The sequence below is a fragment of the Halomonas elongata genome (assembly GCF_029081005.1).
GTDB lineage: Bacteria > Pseudomonadota > Gammaproteobacteria > Pseudomonadales > Halomonadaceae > Halomonas > Halomonas elongata_B.
In genome coordinates, this window is record NZ_JAJQTQ010000140.1 from 1 (window position 1) to 362 (window position 362).

1 protein-coding gene is annotated in these 362 nt (G+C 56.9%); it reads right to left on the reverse strand.

All coding sequences use genetic code 11. The features are described from left to right. A partial coding sequence (locus LU493_RS19810) for a LysE family transporter (RefSeq protein WP_275289511.1) occupies positions 1-303 on the reverse strand: 303 nt, incomplete at its 3' end. Positions 304-362 lie beyond the last annotated feature (59 nt).

Sequence of the window (362 nt, forward strand, 5' to 3'; positions counted from 1 at the left end):
CGAGGCCACCTTCTCTTTTTTCAGCGCGCCACGCAGCATCTGGTAGCCCATCCAGCATAGATACAGGCCCCCGCCGACCATTATAATGTTATGCAGCCACGCCATCCGGGCGAGGATCAGGTTCAGGCCGAGCAGCGCCACTCCCGCCCAGACCATGACGCCGCAGGTGATCCCCAGCACACCCATCATCGCCTCTCTGCGCGAGCGGCTGATGGCCGTTTGTGAGACAAAGAAAAAGTCCGGCCCCGGGCTCATCAGCGCAATGATATGCACCAGCGCCACGGTGAGGAAAAGCATCAGCATAGTTAACTCGCAGGAAAATAATGAAGAGAGAAACTATTCTGGCACTTTTTCAGCCAGCT